General features: G+C 72.4%; 20 protein-coding genes. 9 read left to right on the top strand and 11 right to left on the bottom strand.

From position 1 onward, the window contains the following. Positions 1-70: 70 nt before the first annotated feature. Positions 71-895, bottom strand: coding sequence for a lysozyme (locus ACFV5H_RS12075; RefSeq protein WP_385047633.1), 825 nt, complete (start codon positions 893-895; stop codon positions 71-73). 263 nt (positions 896-1,158) lie between these two features. On the opposite strand from ACFV5H_RS12075, the gene ACFV5H_RS12080 reads away from it, so the two are divergent. Further along, positions 1,159-1,653 carry a MarR family winged helix-turn-helix transcriptional regulator gene (locus tag ACFV5H_RS12080; protein ID WP_385047635.1) on the top strand — a complete coding sequence of 165 codons (495 nt, stop codon included), beginning with the start codon at positions 1,159-1,161 and terminating at the stop codon, positions 1,651-1,653. 17 nt (positions 1,654-1,670) lie between these two features. On the opposite strand, the gene ACFV5H_RS12085 is transcribed toward ACFV5H_RS12080, so the two are convergent. Beyond that, positions 1,671-2,465, bottom strand: a complete 795-nt coding sequence (locus ACFV5H_RS12085) for a protein phosphatase 2C domain-containing protein (RefSeq protein WP_385047637.1) — start codon at positions 2,463-2,465, stop codon at positions 1,671-1,673. A 395-nt stretch (positions 2,466-2,860) separates the two neighbouring features. Here ACFV5H_RS12085 and ACFV5H_RS12090 point away from each other — a divergent pair, with 395 nt between their 5' ends. From ACFV5H_RS12090 to ACFV5H_RS12110, 5 genes are read left to right on the top strand one after another with little or no spacing between them, the layout of a single operon-like run. Next, on the top strand, positions 2,861-6,499 hold the full coding sequence (locus tag ACFV5H_RS12090) for a nitrate- and nitrite sensing domain-containing protein (protein ID WP_385194344.1): 3,639 nt from the start codon (positions 2,861-2,863) through the stop codon (positions 6,497-6,499). Beyond that, positions 6,496-7,002 carry a roadblock/LC7 domain-containing protein gene (locus tag ACFV5H_RS12095; RefSeq protein ID WP_085576392.1) on the top strand — a complete coding sequence of 169 codons (507 nt, stop codon included), beginning with the start codon at positions 6,496-6,498 and terminating at the stop codon, positions 7,000-7,002. The genes ACFV5H_RS12090 and ACFV5H_RS12095 overlap by 4 nt, the downstream gene beginning before the upstream one ends. Then, positions 6,999-7,418 (top strand): DUF742 domain-containing protein, encoded by a 420-nt coding sequence (locus tag ACFV5H_RS12100; RefSeq protein WP_385047642.1) that lies wholly within the window; start codon positions 6,999-7,001, stop codon positions 7,416-7,418. Before ACFV5H_RS12095 ends, ACFV5H_RS12100 begins: the two co-directional genes overlap by 4 nt. Further along, on the top strand, positions 7,399-8,040 hold the full coding sequence (locus ACFV5H_RS12105) for an ATP/GTP-binding protein (RefSeq protein ID WP_385047645.1): 642 nt from the start codon (positions 7,399-7,401) through the stop codon (positions 8,038-8,040). The genes ACFV5H_RS12100 and ACFV5H_RS12105 overlap by 20 nt, the downstream gene beginning before the upstream one ends. A gap of 54 nt (positions 8,041-8,094) precedes the next feature. Next, complete coding sequence (locus tag ACFV5H_RS12110) at positions 8,095-9,357, top strand: styrene monooxygenase/indole monooxygenase family protein (protein WP_385194348.1); 1,263 nt, start codon at positions 8,095-8,097, stop codon at positions 9,355-9,357. Here ACFV5H_RS12110 and ACFV5H_RS12115 read toward each other — a convergent pair. From ACFV5H_RS12115 to ACFV5H_RS12130, 4 genes are all read right to left on the bottom strand, one after another. Continuing rightward, positions 9,321-10,478: an NlpC/P60 family protein gene (locus ACFV5H_RS12115; RefSeq protein ID WP_385194351.1), complete on the bottom strand. Its 1,158-nt coding sequence runs from the start codon at positions 10,476-10,478 to the stop codon at positions 9,321-9,323. The genes ACFV5H_RS12110 and ACFV5H_RS12115 overlap by 37 nt on opposite strands. A gap of 103 nt (positions 10,479-10,581) precedes the next feature. After that, on the bottom strand, positions 10,582-10,896 hold the full coding sequence (locus ACFV5H_RS12120; protein ID WP_385194354.1) for a hypothetical protein: 315 nt from the start codon (positions 10,894-10,896) through the stop codon (positions 10,582-10,584). A gap of 28 nt (positions 10,897-10,924) precedes the next feature. Beyond that, on the bottom strand, positions 10,925-11,578 hold the full coding sequence (locus ACFV5H_RS12125; protein WP_385047658.1) for a TetR/AcrR family transcriptional regulator: 654 nt from the start codon (positions 11,576-11,578) through the stop codon (positions 10,925-10,927). A 401-nt stretch (positions 11,579-11,979) separates the two neighbouring features. Then, a complete protein-coding gene (locus tag ACFV5H_RS12130) occupies positions 11,980-12,918 on the bottom strand; it encodes a diiron oxygenase (RefSeq protein ID WP_385194356.1) in 939 nt (312 codons plus the stop codon). Positions 12,919-13,143: 225 nt separating this feature from the next. On the opposite strand from ACFV5H_RS12130, the gene ACFV5H_RS12135 reads away from it, so the two are divergent. Then, on the top strand, positions 13,144-13,743 hold the full coding sequence (locus tag ACFV5H_RS12135; RefSeq protein WP_385194358.1) for a Uma2 family endonuclease: 600 nt from the start codon (positions 13,144-13,146) through the stop codon (positions 13,741-13,743). On the opposite strand, the gene ACFV5H_RS12140 is transcribed toward ACFV5H_RS12135, so the two are convergent. The 5 genes from ACFV5H_RS12140 to ACFV5H_RS12160 form a co-directional block, all read right to left on the bottom strand. Beyond that, complete coding sequence (locus ACFV5H_RS12140; protein WP_385194361.1) at positions 13,740-14,243, bottom strand: DUF3291 domain-containing protein; 504 nt, start codon at positions 14,241-14,243, stop codon at positions 13,740-13,742. The genes ACFV5H_RS12135 and ACFV5H_RS12140 overlap by 4 nt on opposite strands. 66 nt (positions 14,244-14,309) lie before the next feature. Next, complete coding sequence (locus ACFV5H_RS12145; RefSeq protein ID WP_385047667.1) at positions 14,310-15,767, bottom strand: penicillin-binding transpeptidase domain-containing protein; 1,458 nt, start codon at positions 15,765-15,767, stop codon at positions 14,310-14,312. After that, positions 15,764-17,125: an FtsW/RodA/SpoVE family cell cycle protein gene (locus ACFV5H_RS12150; protein ID WP_385047670.1), complete on the bottom strand. Its 1,362-nt coding sequence runs from the start codon at positions 17,123-17,125 to the stop codon at positions 15,764-15,766. Before ACFV5H_RS12150 ends, ACFV5H_RS12145 begins: the two co-directional genes overlap by 4 nt. 43 nt (positions 17,126-17,168) lie before the next feature. Continuing rightward, positions 17,169-18,119, bottom strand: a complete 951-nt coding sequence (locus tag ACFV5H_RS12155) for an SH3 domain-containing protein (RefSeq protein ID WP_385047673.1) — start codon at positions 18,117-18,119, stop codon at positions 17,169-17,171. A 115-nt stretch (positions 18,120-18,234) separates the two neighbouring features. After that, the gene (locus tag ACFV5H_RS12160) at positions 18,235-18,741 is read right to left on the bottom strand and encodes a protein phosphatase (protein WP_385047676.1); all 507 of its coding nucleotides are present in this window, start codon (positions 18,739-18,741) and stop codon (positions 18,235-18,237) included. Positions 18,742-18,840: 99 nt separating this feature from the next. Between ACFV5H_RS12160 and ACFV5H_RS12165 the strand changes: the two genes are divergently transcribed. Further along, positions 18,841-19,644 carry a nuclease-related domain-containing protein gene (locus ACFV5H_RS12165; RefSeq protein ID WP_385194364.1) on the top strand — a complete coding sequence of 268 codons (804 nt, stop codon included), beginning with the start codon at positions 18,841-18,843 and terminating at the stop codon, positions 19,642-19,644. A 105-nt stretch (positions 19,645-19,749) separates the two neighbouring features. After that, positions 19,750-20,748, top strand: coding sequence for a Ku protein (locus ACFV5H_RS12170; protein WP_385194367.1), 999 nt, complete (start codon positions 19,750-19,752; stop codon positions 20,746-20,748). Positions 20,749-20,790 lie beyond the last annotated feature (42 nt).

The raw sequence follows: 20,790 nt of genomic DNA on the forward strand, positions 1-20,790 counted from the left end.
GATCCGCTCCCGTCGGCGTCCTGCCGCCGGCTTCGCCGACGGCCTCCACGCCCGGCAGGGACCGGCCGGGTCAGCCCAGCGCGAAGGTCCGCACCCGGTCCAGGGTGCCGTTGAAGAGGTCGTGGTCCCCGACGGTCGGGCCGGTCGAGGTGTACTGCCACATCGTGTACGTGCTCCAGCCCGCGGGCAGTTCGCCCACGGTGGAGGCGTACCGGGCGATCCACAGCGGGGTGGTGGCGGCGAAGCCGGCGTAGTTGCCGGTGCACTGCTTCCACCAGCTGGTGGCCGTGTAGATGACGGCGTCCCGGCCGGTGCGGTACCGGTACTGCTCCAGGAAGTCGCGGATCCAGCTCACCATCGCGCTCTGCGACTTGTCGTAACAGGCGTCGCCGTACGGGTTCCACTCGATGTCGAGCACGCCCGGCAGGGTCCGCCCGTCCGCGGACCAGTCGCCGCCGCGGTCGACGAAGTAGTCGGCCTGGGCGGCGCCGCTCGCCGTGTCGGGCGTACCGAAGTGGTAGGCGCCGCGGACCATGCCGGCGTCGTAGGAGCCGCCGTACTGCTGCGAGTGGTACGGGTTGGTGTAGTACGTCCCCTCCGTGGCCTTGGCGTAGGCCCAGCGGACCCCGCTGTTCCACAGGGTCGCCCAGGCGACGTCACCCTGGTGGCTGGAGACGTCCACACCCTCCGTCCGGGTGGATCGGACGGTGGGGAGGCCGCCGCTGCCGTCGTGGGCGGCGACACCCATGCCCATGCGGGCGGAGCCGCGCGGAGGCGCGGTGGGGGCGGATTCGGCCGCGACGGCCGGGTGGGGGAGGGAGAGCACCGCGAGCAGGACCGCGCCGGCGGTCGCGAGCGCGCGTATGCGGAGGGGGCCGGATCTGTGCACAGGCATGACGCATCTCCGAAAGGTCGGTGTGGGGCGAACCCGGAACGTGACCCACGTCCCATGTGGTGGGCGTGCCACGCAATCGCCTGGTGGGGAAACCGCACACGTGGACCACGACGGGGGCGGGGCGTTCTCTCCCACCGCCTGGAAGACGTGGGAGGCGCCCCCGGCCGCCGTTGGTCTACGCCTGCGAAATACTGGTGGAGCTGCGGCGACGTCGCCACTTGGCGGGAAACTTTCAGAGCCGGAAAACCGAAGCAGGGGCAGACGTGCACGAACAAGGACACCGAGGCGAAGAGCGCGCCGCCTCCCCGGAGCCCGCGCCGGGTGTGGACCAGCCGGGATTCCTCGCGCTGGAACGCGAGTTGACGGTGCTGCTGCGACGCGCCCGGGCCAGCCAGGGGGAGATGGCCCGCGCGGTCCATCCCGACCTGGAGCCGTCCGCGTACGGGCTGCTGGTCCGTCTGGATGAGTGCGGCCGGCAGCGGGCCACCGAGCTCGCCGCCTACATCGGCGTCGGCAAGGCGACGATGTCGCGCCAGCTGCGCGCGCTGGAGCAGCTCGGCCTCGTCGCCCGCGAGCCGGACCCCGCCGACGGCCGCGCCTGGCTGATCGCCCTCACGCGGGAGGGCCACGAACGGGTCCGCAGGGTCCGCGAGGCCCGCCGCGCGCGCTACGCCGGCCGGCTCGCCGACTGGAACCCCGACGAGGTCACGGAGCTCGCCCGGCTGCTGAACCAGCTCAACCGGGGCATGGAGAAGTGACCCCGTACGGGATACCGCTAACGGGGTGACAGCTCGGCGTACACCACCGTCGCGTCGTCGTGCGTCTTGCCGCGGCGCGGCGCCACCCGGTCCGCGCCCGCCCGCTCCAGGGCCCGTACGCGGTCCACCAGGGACCGGGCACCCTCCTTGCGGACCAGGGTGAGGCAGTCCGTCCAGTCGCCCTCGTGGAACCTCTCCACCCAGCGCGCCGCACCGTCCGTCAGGGCGGCCAGGGCGCGCACCCCGTCGCGCGGCAGCGAACCGGTGACCGCGCGGGAGGCCACCGAGGGATCCGCCGCCGCCGTGAAGAAGCCGCCCTCCTTGTTGCGCAGCGTGGTGTCCACCAGGGTGTGGGAGGCCAGGGCCGAACGGGGCAGCCGGTCCAGACGGTCGTCCAGGAACGGGGTGACCGTCCCGTCGGGGGACTCGACGAGCAGGGCCGAGTCGGACAGCACCAGGTAGTCCACCGAGGCCGGTGACCAGCGGGCCAGCACCACGGTCGCCTGCGGCGTACGGGGGTGAGAAAGGTCACAGGTTGCCGCGTGAGCGGCGGCGGTACGCGCGAGGGCGCGGGAGAGCAGCTCGGTCAGGGGAACATCCGGGAGGGAAACGGTCAGTTCGGTCAGCGCCCCGCCCAGTCGCGCGGTGAACCAGGGCACGGAATGCAGACATCCGCCGCCGTCCCCCGGTGGTGTGACCCCGTCCAGCACCACGAGCGAACCGCCCTGTCCGGAGGCCGGAAGCCCGACGCTCGCGAAGTCCTCGTTGGGGCGGCCGGGATCACCGGGCTCCGAAACAAGCTCCGTACGCATCCCGCCAGTCTGCACGACCCCTCCACAAGGGCCTTGAAAGGCTCTCGCCGGTCGCCGGATCCGTGTAGCCGCGCAGGTCAGGCGCCTGGTTTGGGAGGGAATACAGTGCTCCGGGAAGACGTGGCGGCGAATATTGCCACCGCCCGCCGCAGACGTCCAACCGGCCTGCCGTGCGGGGCCGCTGCGGGAGGTGGCGGAACTTGCCCCTCAACTCACCTCCGGGGTTCACTCCTTCGAGTGGCGGGTCAGGTGATGCGCATCCACTGTCCACGCTCACTGGGAGGGTCGGGGAGCGATGGGGGCGCCTCGCTGTCCGAGCACGGTCAAGAGCTCGGGGTGAACGCCCGCACCCGTTGACGGAGCGTCACCCGGATCCACGGGTACACGAGTCAGGAATGCGAGCACCGGTGCAGAAGTCGCGGCCTCGTCGCACAGGCAAGCAGACGGCCCCCACGGGGGACGCGGAGCAGAAGCCCACCGTCGGCAGGGGTCGCCCCACCCATGTACGCAACCGGCTCATCGTCGCCGTGGCCGTGGTGGCCGCCGCGATCGCCGCGGCCGGGGCACCCTCCGTACTCACGGCCTCCGGGCAGCTCAAGGACTCGCAGGACCTGGTGACGCTCGCCGAGCAGACCCAGGACGCCCTCACCCTGGCGCACTCCCTCGCCGACGAGCGCGACGAGGTCGTCCCCTACGTCGCGGCCGGCCGCCCCGAGTCCAAGGCGCCCTCCGAGGAGCACAGCGCCCGCGTCGACCGGCAGGTCGAGGAGCTGCGCACCGACACCGACATGCCGCAGGAGCTGCGCGACGGCCTCGACGCCGTCGCCACCGTGCGCAGAGCGGCGCTCACGGGCAAGAGCAGTGCTCTCGAAGCGCATCAGGCGTACTCCACCGCCATCACCCGGTTGCACCGGCTCGCCGAACAGCTCGCGGAGCGGATCCCGCCCCGCGCCGGCTCCGGCGCCTACGCGCTCACCGAGCTGGACTCCGCCGTCCAGCAGGCCGCCGCCACCCGCGGACTGCTGCTCGCCGCGCTGAACGTGCCGACCACCACCCAGACCGTGATCGACCCGATCACCGGCCTGCCGTCCACCGTCACCGGTTCCTCGGACGCCGACACGAAGCGGCGCGACGCGCTGACCGCCGCCGCGCTCCAGGCCCGGCTGCGCTCCGACGCGGCCCTCGCCGACTTCCGCGAGACCGCGCCCAAGGCCGCCCGCGGCTCCTACGACTCCACGGTCACCGGACCCGAGGTCGAGACCGCGGAGAAGTACCTGGCACGCCTCACCGACGAGCCCGTCCTCTCCGACGACGATCTCGACACCAGCGTCAAGAAGCTGCGGGCCGCGCTCACCGCGCGGATCGACACGATGCGCGGCGTCGAGTCCGCGCTCTTCGACCAGCGCACCAAGGACCTCGCCCGGCTCCGCGACGACGACGTCACCGCGCTGGAGATCCGGATCGCCGCCCTCGGCGCCCTGATGCTGCTCGCGATCGGCATCGCCACGGCGATGGCCCGCACCCTGACGCGCCCGCTGTCGGTGCTGCGCCGGGGCTCCGCCCGCCTCGCCGAGGCGGAGGACCCCCTCGGCCAGGAGCCGGTCGCCTTCACCGGCCGCAACGACGAGTTCGCCCAGGTCGTCCGCTCCGTCAACGCCCTGCACGCGCGCGCCGCCGCCCTCGCCGAGCGGATCGCCACCCTGGAGGCCGACCGCAAGCACCTCGTGGGCCAGCGGCAGAAGATGGCCGACGCCCGCGAGGAACTGCGCACCGAACTCGCCGAGTCCGCCGCCCATCTGGAGCGGCTGCGCGCCGGCATCGGCGGTACGTTCGTCAACCTCGCCCTGCGCACCTTGGGGCTGGTCGAGCGTCAGCTCGGCGTCATCGAGGGGCTGGAGGAGCGGGAGGACGACCCGGACCGGCTGGCCACCCTGTTCAAGCTCGACCACTTCGCCACGGTGATGCGCCGGCACAGCGAGAACCTCCTCGTCCTCGCCGGCACCGAGCAGGGCCGGCACACGGCGGGTCCGGTTCCGCTGGTGGACGTCGTACGGGCCGCGGTCAGCGAGATCGAGCGGTACGAGCGGGTCCGGATCGCCGCGCTGCCGCCGCACGCGCACATCGCCGGATTCGCCGCGGACGACCTGTCCCACCTGCTGGCCGAGCTCATGGAGAACGCCACCTCGTTCTCCCCGCCCGACCTGCCCGTCGAGGTCTCCGGCTGGCTGCTGGAGAACGGCGAGGTCATGCTCTCCGTCCAGGACGAGGGCATCGGCATGACCGGGGAGCGGCTGGAGCGGCTCAACGCCCGGCTGTCCGACTTCGACCCGGAGGTCACGTACGACGCGGAGGCCGAGGACGGTCTCGGCCTCGGCCTGTACGTCGTGGCCCGGCTCGCCCACCGGCACGGGGTCCGGGTCAAGCTGCGCGAGCAGAAGCAGGGCGGCATCGCCGCGGTCGTCGTCCTCCCCGATCCCCTGCTGGCGCCCGCCACCCCCGGCGCGGTCCCCGCCTCCGTCACCGGCACCACGTACGCCCTCCCGGGCGCCGACGCCGAGGCCAACTCCAACGTCCTCCACGGCCGCACGGAGCCGGACGACCCGCTGGTCGCCCTGGCGGAGAAGGCGGTACGCCACCAGGGCTCGCCCGGTGGTGAGGCACCGGGCGAGCCGACGGAGTCGCCGGCGGCGGGTGACGCGGACGGGTCCTCGCCGGTTTCTGCGGAGACCCCTGCGGAGGGTTCGGCAGGGCAGTCCGCGCAGGCCCCTGCGGAGGGTTCGGCAGGGCAGTCCGCGCAGGCCCTCGCGGGGAGCTCGGCAGGGCAGTCCGCGCAGGTCCGTGCGGGGGGTGCCGCGTCGGATGGCGTGGAGACACCGGCATCGGGTGACGCGGACGGGTCCTCGCCGGTCCCTGCGGGGGGCTCGGCAGGGCAGTACGCGCAGGCCCCCGCGGAGGACGCCCAGTCGGACGGTGACGACGAGCCGGCGGAGGCGGACGCCCCTGCCGGGGAGGCGGAGGAGTCCGCGCCCGGCCGCGGGGACGAGTCCGCGGACGATCTCGCGGCACATGAGGACGCGGAGGGCGCCGACGCGCCGGCCGAGCGGCCCGCCGAGGTCACGATGGAGCTGCTGATCCCGGTGCAGCCGGAGGCGGCCGACGAGCCGGCAGCCGCCCGGGACCACGGCGCCGACCGCACCGACCGCACGGCCGTTCCCGGCGCCCGGGGAGCCGAGACCGGCGACACCGCCGGTGTCGACGCCGAAGCCGGGCCCGCCGCCTCCGCCGAGCCCGGTACCGACGCCGTCGGCCGGCCGGAGGGCGAGAGCGTTCGCCCGGGGGCGGGTCACGCGGGTGGAAACGATGCCGCGGGCGCTGTCGCGCAGCCGTTCGGTGCGGGTGCGGACGACGTCGTCCGCCCGGGCGCCGGTCACGCGGCCGGAGACGAGGAGTCCCCGTCCGGTGCCGCGAGCCGGCCGGCCGGTGAGGCCCCGGAGGACGCCGCTTCCCCGGCCGCGTCCCACAGGGACGTACCCGGCGCGGACGCCGGGCCCGAGACTCGCCCCGGAGCCGGAGCCGGAGCCGGAGCCGGAGCCGGAGCCGGAGCCGGAGCCGGAGCCAGTGCCGGGCCCGAGGCCGGCCCCGGCGCCGACGTCGGCCCCGAGGCCCGCCCCGCAGCCGACGCCGGGAACACCGCACCGCTTCCGCGGCGGCCGGGCGCCGGGGCCGACGGTGACACGGAGCACGGGCGTGTCGCCGACGGGGACGAGGTCGAGGAACCGGTCACGGCCAAGGGGCTGCCCAAGCGCACGCCCAGGATCACCGCGCCCGTCGCGGCCCCGCGCCCTCGTACCGGGTCCGTGGACGCCGAGGCCCTGCGCCGCCGGCTCGGCGGCTTCCGCCGGGGGGCGGACGCCGGGCGCCGGGACGTCGAGGCGGAACTCGCCGAGCGGCCCGGCGGCCACCAGGTGCCGTCCGGCCCGGCCGTCACATCCGAAGAGACCACGGGGGGCACAGTCGAGGAGGCAAGCAGTTGACCGCGTCGCCCAGTACCGTCGGGCTGAGCAGTGAGGCCCGCAACCTGCACTGGCTGTTGAGCAACCTCGTCGAGGAGGTGCCCGGCATCCTCTCCGTCGCGGTGGTCTCCTCCGACGGCCTGCTCCTGCTGTCGTCCGACGACTCCCGGAACACGGCGGCCCGCGACGCGCGGAGCGCGAGACGCACCGGCCCCCGCGGCTCCGCCGCCGACCTGGCCACCGTCGTCTCCGGCATCGGCAGCCTCACCGTCGGTGCCTCGAAGCTGATGGACTTCGGTCCGGTCAAGCACACGATGGTGGCGATGGACGAGGGCAGCCTGTTCGTGATGTCCATCAGCGACGGCTCCCTGCTCGGCGTGCACGGCTCCGCGGACTGCGACATGAGCGTGGTGGCGTACCACATGGCGCTGTTCGTCGGCCGCGCCGGCCATGTCCTGACCCCGGAACTCCGCAGCGAGCTGCGCCAGTCCCTGGAGACCGAGTCCACCGGGAGTCGCCGATGAGCAGGCCCAGGAAACAGCTCCCGGTCCGCGGCGGCGACCGCAAACCCGCCCGGGTCCGCCCCTACTCGCTCACCGGCGGCCGCACCCGCTTCGGCCACGTCCTGCTCGTCGAGACGTTCGTCGGCGCCACCGCCGCGCTCGAAGCCGCCGGGGAACGCAAGGAGCTGACGAACAACCCGTCCGGCTTCCGGGGCATGCCGGAGATGCGGGCCATCGTCGAACTGTGCCGCCGTATGCGGACGGTGGCCGAGATCGCCGCGCTGCTGAGGATGCCGCTCGGCGTGGTCCGCGTCCTCCTCAGCGACCTCGCGGACCAGGGAAGGATCCGTGTCTACGGAACGGGAACCGGCCACGGCACGGGCCGCCCGGACCGCGCGCTGCTGGAAAGGGTGCTGAGTGGACTCCGTCGTCTCTGACGTCGCGCACGGCGTCTCCCCGCTCACGGAAGAGGGCGACGAGCCGCTGCTGCCCTGGCAGACGGACCGTACCCGCGCGCCCGTCGCCACGAAGATAGTGGTGGCGGGCGGGTTCGCCGTCGGCAAGACCACGCTGGTCACCTCCGTCTCGGAGATCACGCCCCTGCAGACCGAGGCGCTGATGACCGAGGCGAGCGAGGGCACCGACGACCTCACCGCCACGCCCGGCAAGCTGACCACCACCGTGGCCATGGACTTCGGCCGCATCACGCTCGACGACGACCTGGTGCTCTACCTGTTCGGCACGCCGGGCCAGCAGCGGTTCTGGTTCATGTGGGACGACCTGGTGCGCGGCGCGATCGGCGCCGTCGTGATGGCCGACACCCGCCGCCTGAAGGACTGCTGGCCGGCGCTGGACTACTTCGAGAGCTGCGGACTGCCGTACGTCGTCGCGGTCAACCACTTCGACGGCAGTGAGCGGTTCGACGCCGAGGACGTGCGGGAGGCGTTGACGATCCCCGCGCACATACCGGTCATGATCATGGATGCGCGCCGCCGGATCTCGGTCGTCGAGACCCTCCTGTCCCTCGTGGGTCACGCGCTCGACGAAACCCCCGAGTGACCTCCGAGCCATCCCCGAGCCATCCCTGAGCAGCCCTCTTAGGAGCGTCCCCGTATGCGGAAGATACTCGTCGTCGGAGCCGGCCAGTCCGGTCTCCAGCTCGCCCTCGGCCTCCAGTCGCACGGGTACGAGGTCACCCTGATGTCCAACCGGACCGCCGACGAGATCCGCGCCGGACGGGTCATGTCGACGCAGTGCATGTTCCACACGGCACTCCGGCACGAGCGCGACCTCCAGCTGAACTTCTGGGAGTCCCAGGCCCCGAGGATCGAAGGACTCGGCGTCTCGGTGGCGGCCCCCGGCTCCTTCGACCCGGGCCCCTCGCAGCGCGCGATCGACTGGCTGGGCAGGCTCGACGGGTTCGCGCAGTCGGTGGACCAGCGGGTGAAGATGGCCGGCTGGATGGAGACCTTCGCCCAGCGCGGCGGCCAGCTCGTCATCCACGGCGCGGCGGTCGGCGACCTCGACTACTTCTCCCGCACGTACGACCTCGTCCTCGTCTCGGCGGGCAAGGGCGAACTCGTGCAGATGTTCGCCCGCGACCCGGAGCGCTCCCCGTACAGCGAGCCGCAGCGCGCCCTGGCCGTCGCCTACGTCCACGGTCTCGGCCCGCGTCCGGAGCACCCGGACACGGAGGCGGTCCGCTGCAACCTGGTCCCCGGTGTCGGCGAGATGTTCGTCATGCCGACCCTCACCACCTCGGGCCGCGCCGACATCCTGTTCTGGGAGGGCATACCCGGCGGCCCGCTGGACGCCTTCAAGGACGTCAAGGACCCCTCGGAGCACCTCTCCCTGACCCTGGAACTCATGGAGAGGTTCCTCCCCTGGGAGTACGCGCGGGCCACCAAGGTCGAACTGACCGACGCCGGCGGCACCCTCGCCGGCCGCTACGCCCCCACCGTCCGCAACCCGATCGGCCGGCTGCCCGGCGGCGGCCTCGTCCTCGGCGTGGCCGACGTGGTCGTCGCCAACGACCCGATCACCGGCCAGGGCTCCAACTCCGCCTCCAAGTGCGCCGCCTCCTACCTCGCCTCGATCATCGAGCACGGCGAGAAGGAGTTCGACGAGGCCTGGATGCAGGGGACCTTCGACCGCTACTGGGAGACGGCCCAGCACGTCACCAAGTGGACGAACGCCATGCTCGCCCCGCCGCCGGAGCACATCCTGAACCTCCTCGGCGCCGCCGGACAGCTCCAGCCCGTCGCCGACCGCTTCGCCAACGGCTTCGACGACCCGGCCGACTTCGAGAACTTCTTCTACGACCCGAAGAAGGCCGAGGGCTACCTGATGGAGGTCTCGGGCGCGGCCGGCGCGTAACCCTCGTCGGGCCCCTCCGTCGCCCCGTCGGGGAGCTCCGGCGGCACGTACCGCCGTACGGGCTCCCCGTCCGGGTCGGGGCGTACGGCGCCGAGGACCGGGTTGGCCGCGATCGGGGAGACCTTGATCCGCGCGCCGGGGCGGGGCGCCTGCACCACCATGCCGTCGCCGAGGTAGAGGGCGACATGGGTGGCCTCCGGGAAGTACACGACGAGGTCACCCGGCCGCAGCTCGTCCAGCGGCACCCGCTCCAGCCGCGCCCACTGCTCCTGGCTGGTCCGGGGGACCGGTGTCCCGGCGGCGCCCCACGCCTCGGAGGTCAGCCCCGAGCAGTCGTACGTGTCGGGCCCCTCCGCGCCCCACTCGTACGGCTTCCCGAGCTGCTCCACGGCGTACCGCACGGCCCGTTCGCCCGCCGCCGAGGGAGGAGCGCCGCCGCTGCCCAGCGCGCCGGAGGTCACCAGCTCCTCCTGCGCCTCGGCCGTGTTGCCCCGCTCCAGCTCGGCCAGCGCGGCGAGCTGCTCGGCGGTGAGCGAGGCGAGGAGTTCCTCGACCGCGCGGAGCCGTTCGCGGACCTCGTCCCGCTCCTTCCCGCGCCGCTCGGTGAGGGCGAGCCGGGTGTCGAGGGCCTTGCGCGCCCGGCGGGCCAGCGTGTCGGCCTCCCGCTCGTCACCGGTCAGCCGGCCCACCGTCTCCGCTCGCTCCCGCGCCAGCCGCCCGATCACATGCCCCTGGTCGAGCGCGCGCCGCGGATCGCGCGCCAGCAGCAGCCGTACGTAGGGGGAGAGGCCGGTGACGCTCTGGTACTGCTGGCGGGCCAGCCGTCCGGCCGCGCCCCGGCTGTCGTGCAGGGAGAGCCGGGTGCGGGCGAGGGCGTGCTCCAGCCGCGCGGTCTCGGCACGCTGCCTCTTCAGCCGTTCCTCGGTGGCGTTGTAGGTCTCGGTGGCCTTCTCGGCCTCCCGGTACAGGGTCTGAAGCTCCGTCAGCAGCTCGGCGACGGAACGCTCGCCGGAGCCGGAGCCTCCGCCCGGTTCCGGGGCGGCCGCCGCGGGCACGGGTGCGAGGACGGCCCCGGCCGCCAGTACCGCCGTACACACCAGACGCAGCAGCTTCCCTGACACTCCATCACCTCCGACGCGGGGCGGCTCGTCCGCTCCGCATCGCGAGCATCGGGCGGGTGTCCGCGGTCCGCTCGCCGAGTGTGCGCGGTTCGGCGCAACCCGGTCACCCGTCGGCGTCGTCCGGCTTGCCCTTCGGCGTGGCGTCCGGACCGGGTGCGGGCTTCGACCACGGCCACTTCCGGCCGTCGCCGGCCCGCCCCGTGGGGTCGTACAGGTACTTCCAGCCCCGCGTCAGCCCGGTCCGTGCGCTCCGCGCCCGGGGCACCCGCCGGTAGACCAGTACGGTGGGCGGGCCGCCGTCCGGGGCCGGGACGGGGATGCGGTACGTCTTCGGCGGGTGCCCGGTGATGCCCAGCAGCACGGGCAGCGCACGCCCGTCCATGGGGCCGCCCTCGAACGGGGTGTCTTCGCTCTTCACGCCCCCAGTGTCGGCGATCCGCGGGCCGTCAGAGGTCCGCGGCCAGCTCCCGCACCAGTGCGTCGGCCTGCGCGTCACGCCGCGCGGTCACCGTCAGCACCGCCACGAACTGCTCCACGAGCCAGTCCCGCAGTTCGTCCAGGGGCGGCTGTTTGTCCTCGTCGAGCCAGATCAGCGAGGCCGCCTCCACGGCGGTGATCCACATCCGGATCGTCATCCGGAGCCGGGGTCCGGGTTCGGCGACCCCGAGATGGCTGAGGATGTGCTCGGCGGCGGCCCGCCGTACGCCGTCCACGATGGCGGTCGTACGGGAGGTCTCCACGACGCTCCCGCCCTGGAGCAGCGCGCTGAACCCGGTGTCGTGCTGGTCGACGAAGGCGAGGTAGCGGTCGAGGGCGCGGGACAGCCGGGGCAGCAGCGGGCCCTCGTGCGGTTCGTCGAAGCAGTGCCGCAGCTCGTCGGCGGCGGAGCGGAGGGCCGCCTCGTAGAGCTGCTGCTTGCCGCCCGGGAAGTACCGGTACACCAGGGGGCGTGACACGCCGGCCGCCTCCGCCACGTCGTCCAGGGAGACGTCCTCCGGGGCGCGGTGGGCGAAGAGGGAGAGCGCGGCCTCCAGCAGCTGGCTGCGGCGTTCCTCGACACTGAGCCGCCGGTAGGCGGGGGTGGGGGCCTGCGGGGTCATGCCCGCAGGGTATCCGCCCGCCCGTCTACGCGAGCGGCCCCGACGACCGCCGCGGCTTCCGTCCGGTCCCGCGCAGCACACCGATGTCGTCGAGGGTCACCAGCTGGATTAGCGATCCGTAGTAATTCTGTGACAGGCTGTCACGCGCACGCCCGGCGCCCAGGCGACGTCGGGCACCCTCCTCGGTGAGGTCGCGAGAGCTCACCGACCAGCGTCCGGAGGGACGTGCCACGAGGGCCGGCAGCTCCCGCTGTTCAGCACCAGGGCGCGAAGGCGATTGGCTTACATCCCTGAGCGGCATAGGGGATCACTGAGCCAATCAGAGACGCTGTGCCCGATGTGCGGCCGTGCCGCGTAGCAGCGAGCCGTTCGGGGTGTGGTGGTCGGGTGCGGGGGCCCGTCTACGCGAGCAGTCCGGACGACCGCCACAGCTTCCGTCCGACCCCGCGCAGTACGCCGATGTCGTCCAGGAAGTCCGTGAGACGCTTCGAGCCCTGCTGCATCACGTCCCGGCGGTGGGCGCTCGCCTTGACCTGGGCGACGGCCTTCTGTCTGTCCAGGCCGACGTTCGTGTAGACCTCGGGGTTCACGAAGGCCACCGAGAACACCCGGGCGAACTCTCCCGAGGTGACCCGGGTGAACTCCTGCGACCACTTCGGCGCGGTCACCATCTGGCGTCGCAGCTCCTCACGGGCGTAGCGCACGTGCCGGGCCTCCTCGACGACGTGGATGCGCGTGACGCCCCGGATCAGCGGCTGGACCCGCTCGTCCGGGAAGGTCAGCCGCTGCATCCAGTCCAGGACCTCCTCGCCGAGCAGGGTCGCGGTGAAGGAGCCGGGGGTGGTGGAGATCGTCTTGAAGAGGCGGCCGAGGTTCTGGTGGACGCGGCTCACCGGGTACCAGGGCGTACCGCCGCGCGATATCACCCGGGCGAACATCTTGGAGTGCCGGCACTCGTCCTCGATCTCGGTGAGGGCGTACCGCACGTGCGCGCTGGTGGCGGACTTGTCGTAGATGTGCCGGACCAGGAGCTGCATCAGGATCAGCTCGAACCAGATGCCGAGCGAGGCGAGCGCGGCGGCCTCGTGCCGCGAGAGCAGGATGCGCTGCTCCTCGCTCATCCGCTTCCACATCGGGGTGCCGTACAGCGACACCAGCTCCGGCGGCCAGAACCACTTGCCCTCCTCGAAGGGCGCCTCCCAGTCCAGCTCCTTGTCCGGGTCGAAAGAGTGCCTGGCGGACGACTCGAGCAGCCGCTGGGCGACCTGCTCCCGGTCCTTGAGCAGCCCGAGCGCGTCCCGCAGATCATCGAGCGCGTCGGCTTCCGACAGGGTCGTCATGGTGGTTCCACCTCGGGGGGCGTCTCGGGTTACCGGCGGGTCACCCACTTATGAGACTGCCTGTCAGCAAGCCCGTCAATCCCTTGCGCACGACTTGTCGACGACCGGTCCACCGGGTGGGCGCGTCATCGGCGCGCGCCCCGGATCACCTCTTGGAGCCTCGTCTCGGCGTTCGTCCTGGGTACGCTGACGGTGCCGGTCAGACTGCAGCACATGGGAGCGATCATGAGCGCCGCACACGACTACGGGCTGGACGACGACTACGAGTGGCCTCGTCCGCCGGCGGGTGGCTGGACGGCGGACGACCTGGACAAGCTTCCCAACCTGCCTCCGCACACGGAGCTGATCGACGGGAGCCTTGTCTTCGTGAGTCCGCAGACCAACTTCCACTCGCGCGTCATCCGCCTTCTGGACAACGCCCTGCTGGCTCAAGTGCCGGACGAGTTCGACGTCCAGCGCGAGATGACCATCAAGCTCAATGAGCGCAACCGCCCGGAGCCCGACGTCATGGTGTTCAAAGCGGACGCTGATATCGGGCCGGGGCAGACCTGGTACCGGCCGGAGGACGTCCTGATCGCCGTGGAGGTCGTTTCCAAAGACTCGGAAGAACGAGACCGCGAGGTGAAACCGCGGAAGTACGCGCGGGCGGGCATCCCGCACTACTGGCGCGTCGAGCGGAACGACGGTCTCCCCGTGGTCTACGTCTACGAACTCGACACGATGACCAAGTCGTACGTACCCATGGGCATCTTCCACAACCGTCTCAAGCTCACCGTCCCGTTCCCCGTCGACATCGACCTCACCGCCGTCGACCGCCGCCGCTAGACCGAGCAGCCCAGCCCTTCCGGCACCTCCCCGATCAGCGGCTGCGCGCCGCCCGCGGGGAACGACGTCCGCAGGGTGAACGCGTACGGTGTCGGGCCGTTGGCGCGCAGGTGGAGGAGGCGGGACTCGGCCTCCGCGACCGTCGGGCGGTGGCCCGCCGGGACCCACCACAGGGTCACCATCGCCTCCTCGACACGCTCGAACCACTCCCTGCGCCGCGCCAGCAGCTCCCGGTGGCGGCCCTGGTACATGAACGCCGTCAGGGCGTCGGTGTCCCGCCACACCGACATGTTGACGATCAGCCAGGAGTCGCCGAAGACGGCGATGTCCGTCGCGTCGCCCCCCTCGCTCTGCAGGCGCCAGACGAAGCCGTCGGCGGCGTCGGCGTCCGCGTTCACCGGGTCGAGACCGTCGACGAAGTCCTTCAACTGTGGGGATTCCAGAGGGGCTTTGAGGCGGGCGATGTTCACCTGGGCGAGTTCGTACGCGGTGTCGGTCATGTACCGAACGTTAGGTCGGGAACGTGCGGCTCCGGCACCCCCGTCTCATCAAGTGGGCCGCTCAGCCTACGAGTTCAGCACCGCCTCCATCACCGCCCGCGCGATCGGCGCCGCCGTCCCGCCGCCGCTGATCTCCCGCCGGTTCGCCGCCGCGTCCTCGACCACCACCGCGACCGCCACCTTCGCCTCCATGTCCGCACCGCCCCGCGCCCAGGAGATGAACCAGGCGTACGGCGTACCGGAGTTGCCCAGCCCGTGCTGGGCGGTACCGGTCTTGCCGCCCACGATCGCACCGGGGATCGCGGCCTTCTTGCCGGTGCCGTCCTCCACCACGCCCCGCATCAGCTCCCGCAGCCGCGTCGCCGTCGCCGGGTACATGGCCCGCCGTACCGGACGGGAACCCGCCGTCGACACCGTGCTGCCGCCCGCCCGCGTGGTCCGCTCCACCAGATACGGCTCCCGCACCTGCCCGCCGCCCGCCACGGCCGCCGCGACCATCGCCATCTGCAGGGGCGTCGCCCGGGTGTTGTACTGCCCGATCGACGACAGCGCGAGCTGCGCCCGGTCCACCGTGGTGTCGAAGGTGCTGCGCGCCACCCGGAACGGGATCCGTACGTCCGGGTCGTTGAAACCGAAGGCCTCGGCCGTCGCCCTCATCCGCTCCACCCCCGTGGTGACCCCCAGCTTGGCGAACACCGTGTTGCAGGACCAGACGAACGCCTCCCGCACCGAGGCGTCCGCGCACCCCTCGGACCCGTTGGTCAGCCGGGTCCTCGTCCCCGGCAGGGTGTACGGGTCGGGGGAGTCGGTCGGCCCGTCCAGGTTCCTCACCACCCCGGCGTCCAGCGCCGCCGCCGCGGTGACCACCTTGAACGTCGAACCCGGTGGGTACGTCCGCCGCACCGCCCGGTTCAGCATCGGCCGGTCCGGATCGGCGTTCAGCCGCGCCCAGGCGTCCCGCGCCACCGCACCGTTCCCGGACAGCAGCGCGGGATCGTACGACGGGACCGACACCAGCGCCAGAATCCGGCCGGTCGACGGCTCCACCGCCGCCACCGCGCCCTTCCGCGAGCGCAGCCCCTCGTACGCCGCCCGCTGCGCCGCCGGATCGATCGTCGTCACCACATGACCGCCCGCGTTGTGACCGCGCGTGAACTCGTTCCACAGCGGCAGCGGCGCGAGCACCGGGGCGGCACCGGACAGCAGCCCGTCCTCCGTGTGCTCCAGCAGTGTCGTGCCGTACTCCTGCGAGGCGAAGCCGGTCACCGGGGCGTACAACGGCCCGTCGCGGTACGTCCGTTCGTAGCGCAGGTGCTCACCGGTGTCCCGCGATCCGGTGACCGGCCGCCCGTCGACCAGGATGTCGCCGCGCGGCTGCCGGTAGCGGGCGATGGTGTCCCGGCGGTTGGCCGGGTTGGCCTCGTAGTCCTCGGCGTGCAGGACCTGCACACGGGTCGCGTTCACCAGCAGTGCCACCAGCAGCAGGGCGCAGAACAGCGCGGCGTGCCGGATGTGCCGGGTCACCGGGGCGCACCCCCGCCGCCCTGCCGCCGCGCGGAGTCGCCCAGCCGGACCAGCAGCGCCACGATCGCCCAGTTGGTCACCACCGACGAACCGCCCTGCGCCAGGAACGGCATCGCCATCCCGGTCAGCGGGATCAGCCCGGTCACCCCGCCCGCGATCACGAACACCTGGAGCGCCACGAGCGAGGCGAGGCCCACCGCGAGCAGCCGCCCGAACGGGTCGCGCAGGGCCAGCCCCGCCCGGTAGCCGCGCTCCACCAGCAGCCCGTAGAGCAGGAAGATCGCGGACAGCCCGGCCAGGCCCAGTTCCTCCCCGGCCGTCGCCAGGATGAAGTCGGACTTGACCGCGAAGCCGATGAGCACCGAGTGCCCGAGCCCGAGCCCGGTGCCGAGTGTCCCGCCCTCCGCGAAGGCGAACAGGGACTGGGCGATCTGGTTCGGGCCCTCGCCCGCCTCGATGGAGCCGAACGGGTGCAGCCAGGTCTCGATCCTGTGGTGCACGTGCGGCTCCAGCCGGCCCACCGCCACCGCACCCAGCGAGGCCAGCAGCAGCCCCACCGCGATCCAGCCCGTGCGGCCGGTGGCGACGTACAGCAGGACCACGAACAGGCCGAAGAACAGCAGCGAGGTACCGAGGTCCCGCTCCAGCACCAGCACGCCCACACTGACCAGCCAGACGGCGAGGATCGGGCCGAGCACCCGCCCGGTGGGCAGCCGCAGCCACCGGACGCGGCGGCCGGCATAGGTGAGGGCGCCTCGGTTCGCGGCGAGGTACGCGGCGAAGAAGACCGCCAGCAGCACCTTCGCGAACTCGCCGGGCTGGATGGAGAATCCGGCGACCCGGATCCAGATCCGCGCCCCGTTCACCGCGGGGAAGAGGATCGGGACCGTCAGCAGGACCAGCGCGACGGTGACGCAGACGTAGGCGTAGTTCTGGAGCACCCGGTGGTCGCGCAGCACCAGGACGACCATGATGAACAGCGCCACGCCCAGAGTCGACCAGATGAGCTGGGTCGGGGCCGCCGGATCGCCCGGCGTCTCCAGGTCGAGCCGGTAGATCAGCACCAGGCCGAGACCGTTGAGCAGCACCCCGATGGGGAGCAGCACCGGGTCGGCGCACGGGGCGCGCCAGCGCACCGCCAGATGGGCGACCAGCGCGAGCACGCCGAGCCCGGCGCCGTAACCGGCGGCGCCGGGCGGGACGGTGCCGTTCCTGGCGAGGCCGACGGCGCAGTATCCGTACACCGACAGCAGGACGGCCAGGACGATCAGGGCGAGTTCGACGCCGCGGCGCCCGGTGAGGCGGACGGTGGGCGCGGGGGGATCCGCCGTCGCCAGGGTGGTACCGGCCTTGCTCATGTCCGGAACTTAACCGAATGGGGCGCCTTGCGTGCTTCGTTCATCAGCACCAGCGTGGCGCGGGACCGAGGTTGTCGATGTGGGCGGCCGGGCCCCACGCCCAGGTGCCGTCCGTGAGGAGGTACCAGAGGGGGTTGCCCTTCACGTTGTCGCCCGGGGCCTTGCAGAAGATCGAGACGACGTCGCCCTTGTGGGCGTACCGGATGATCTGCGAACCCCGGTTCGGGGCGCTGCGCAGGGCCAGGGAGTTCACCGTGACGACACCCCTGTACTGGCCCTGGTTGCCCTGGTTGCCGAGGTTTCCTTGGTCGCCCTGGTGGCCGCCGGCCTGGTTGGCGTTGCCGTTGCCGCCTTGCTGGTTGCCGTTGCCGTTACCGCCCTGCTGGTTGTTGGCGTTGCCGTTGCCGCCTTGCTGGTTGCCGCCACCGCCTTGCTGGTAGCCGCCGCCTTGCTGGTTGGCGTTGCCACCGCCACCCTGCTGGTTGTTGCCGTTGCCGCCTTGCTGGTAGCCGCCGCCTTGCTGGTTGGCGTTGCCGCCACCGCCCTGCTGGTTGTTGCCGTTGCCGCCTTGCTGGTTGTTGCCGTTGCCGTTGCCGCCTTGCTGGTAGCCGCCGCCCTGCTGGTTGGCGTTGCCGCCACCACCCTGCTGGTTGTTGCCGTTACCGCCCTGCTGGTTGTTGCCGTTACCGTTACCGCCCTGCTGGTAGCCGCCTTGCTGGTTGGCGTTGCCACCGCCACCCTGCTGGTTGTTGCCGCCACCGCCTTGCTGGTAGCCGCCGCCCTGCTGGTTGCCGTTGCCGTTACCACCCTGCTGGTTGCCGTTGCCTTGCTGGTTGCCGTTGCCGTTGCCGCCCTGCTGGCTCCAGTTCCCCTGGCCGCCGCCCTGGTTCGGGTCGTCGGCGGCGACGGCGGGGGCGACGGCGGCCGCGACCACGAGGGCCCCGGCGGCGAGAGCTATGGGCAGGCGGCGGGTGAGCGGGGGACGCAGGGACATGGGGTACCTCCACATGCGGAGAAAACGGGTCGAAGGTGACTTATCGCCACACTAGGAGCGGCCCTCCGTGCCCGCCCGCCCTGCTGCGCCATCGGGACGGCACCGCCCGCCCCGCCTACTCCGCCAGCTCCTCCAGCAGCCGCGCCGTGGGCAGCCCGGCACGGAGGTAGTCGACGAACAGGTCGTTGTGCAGGGCCCAGGGCGAGCGGCGGGAGCGGATCAGCCGGATCGCCGCCTCGGCGGTCCTGCCCTGCCGTACCAGCGCGTGCGCGACCACCAGACCCGAGCGGTTGTACCCGTGGTAACAGCGCACGAGGACCGTACGGCCGCCGTCCAGTGCCTCGCACGCCGCCTCGGCCAGCCGGATCACGCCCGCGAGCTGCGTCCCGTCCAGCGGCCCGTCGGGGATCGGCCACACCTGGTGCTCGACCCCGGGATCCGGCCCGTGCCCGGGGAGCCGCAGCAGCGTCTGCACGAGATCGAACTGCCGGTTCACCACGGCGAACTCCAGCCGGCCGGAAAGGACCCGGAACTCGTGTCCGCCCATCCACAGGCCGGGCACGATCTCGTTCCACGGGCTGTCCGGAGCCGGTACGTCGGGTTGCCTCCTGCGGGTACGCAACGGCGCCTCCCCACCCTCACCGCCCAACTCCTCTCAAAGGTAACCACCTTCTTGCCCCCGGAGCACCCGCCTGTTCCCATGGACGTGAGGTGATGATGCATGGACGGGCTGCGCGTCATACCGACCTGGCGGCACGGCCGGGAAAGGCTGTACGTCCGCCTCCCGGACGGCCGGAACCTCGCCTGGTACGACCGTGAGACGGCCAGGGTCAACCTGCTCGGCGAGGACCACGAGGAGGACGTGCTCACCGCGCTGGGCCCCTTCCTCACCGGCCCGGTCTCGGTCGGCCCGCCCCCGGTCCCCACCCCCGCCGAGCTGGCACGTCTGTCCCTGCACCCCGACGACGACCTCGCGCCGAACCGCCCCGGCGAGGCCCTGCTGATCGACCTCGACCGCGATCCCGGCCCGCCCCGCCGCCTCCGCCCCGACCCGCGCCGCAGGGCGCTCACCGCGGAGCGGACGGTGGGCGATGCCCTGGACCGCATGGACGGCGCCGGCTGGCACACCCTGCACTCGATCCCGCTCCCCGGCGGCGACCGCATCCACCACCTGCTGATCGGCCCCGGCGGCCTGTACGCCGTCCACGCCCTGTACGCCCACCGGCAGCGGGTGACGGTCGCCGACCCCCGGGTCGCCCTGGGCCGCCACGAACCGCGCCCTCTGCTGCACAGGGTCCGGGCCGACGCCGACCGCGCCTCCCACGCCCTGACGGCCGAGGTCCGCCCGGTACTCGTCCTGGTCGGCGCGTCGGCCGTGACGGTCCCGGACCCGCCCCGCGAGGTGCGCGTCCTGACGGACGCCGACGTGGAGACCCTGACCCGTACGGGCGGAGTCCTGAAACCGGCCGACACGGAGGCCCTGCACGCGATGGCCCGGGACCGGAACACCTGGGCCCGGCTGTGACCGGCCGCCCCGCCGTCCTCTCGGCGAGGAACACCATAAGATGAGAATCTCGTGCAAAGTGTGACAAAAATCCGACCGTGATCGGCGGACGGCCGGACCGGAAAGGTGCTGCACATGAGATCCATCTGGAACGGCGTGATCTCGTTCGGCCTGGTCAGGATCCCCATCAAGCTCGTGAACGCCACCGAGAGCCACGCGGTCCCCTTCCGCGAGATCCACGCGGAGGACGGTGGCCGGATCCGCCACCGCAAGTTCTGCGAGCTGGAGGACCGCGAGGTCACCGCCCAGGAGATCAGCAGGGGCTACGAGGAAGCGGACGGCACGATCATCCCGATCACCGACGAGGACCTGGCCCACCTGCCGATCCCCACCGCCAGGACGATCGAGATCGTCACCTTCGTCCCCGAGGACAGCATCGACCCGCTCCAGATGAGCGCCGCGTACTACCTGGCGGCGGGCAGGGCACCGGCCGCCAGGCCGTACACGCTCCTGCGGGAGGCCCTGAAGCGCGGCAACAGGGTGGCCATCGCGAAGTTCGCGCTGCGGGGCAGGGAGCGCCTGGGCATGCTCCGCGTGGTCGGCGAGGCGATCGCCCTGCACGGTCTGCTCTGGCCGGACGAGGTCCGCGGCCCCGAAGGGATCGCCCCCGACGCGGACGTCACCCTCCACGACAAGGAACTGAACCTCGCGGACGACCTGGTGGACGCCCTCAGCGAGGTCGGCCTGGAGGACCTGCGCGACGAGTACCGCGAGGCGGTGGAGGAGGTCGTCGCCGCCAAGATCTCCGGCGAGGCCCTGCCCGAGGTGCCCGAACCGGAGCGCGTCGTCGAGGTCCTGGACCTGACGACGGCCCTGGAGCGGAGCGTCCGCGCGGTCCGCGGCGAGCCGGAGGTCAAGCGGTCGCCGCAGCGCGGGACGACCCGTTCGTCCCCGAAGGAGACCGGCGGCAGGAAGTCCACGTCGAAGGCGGAGAAGAAGACGGCGTCCCCGGTGCGCAAGCCGACGTCGAAGACGAGCCGGACCGGGAAGAAGAAGACGACGGCGAAGAGCACGGCCGGGAAGACACCCTCGAAGAAGACCCCGTCCCGCAAACGCTCGGCCTGACCGCCCGCGGAGCCGGAGGCCCGCACACCACCGCCACGAGGA

Source organism: Streptomyces sp. NPDC059787, assembly GCF_042732315.1.
In the GTDB taxonomy this organism is placed as follows: Bacteria; Actinomycetota; Actinomycetes; order Streptomycetales; family Streptomycetaceae; genus Streptomyces; species Streptomyces atrovirens.